Source organism: Vibrio sp. MOR3 (assembly GCF_001557775.1).
Taxonomy (GTDB): Bacteria; Pseudomonadota; Gammaproteobacteria; order Enterobacterales; family Vibrionaceae; genus Vibrio; species Vibrio jasicida.
In genome coordinates, this window is record NZ_LNRD01000074.1 from 1 (window position 1) to 212 (window position 212).

Here is a 212-nt window from a genome sequence, read left to right on the forward strand (position 1 = left end):
AAGTGATTATTCGAAATTGAGTCCGGCAAAATCGAAATGTCTCTCGCTCATTCAAATAATGAGAGACAACTTTGGTGATTTGATTATCAACTCGAAACTCCTTCGGGTTGTATGGTTAAGTGACTAAGCGTACACGGTGGATGCCTTGGCAGTCAGAGGCGATGAAGGACGTATTAACTTGCGATAAGCCCAGATTAGGTAGTAAAAACCAC

General features: G+C 42.0%; 1 rRNA gene. It reads left to right on the forward strand.

Annotated features, from left to right (window positions below):
- Window positions 1-113 precede the first annotated feature (113 nt).
- Window positions 114-212, forward strand: a 23S ribosomal RNA gene (locus ATB76_RS26985); the annotation flags it as partial.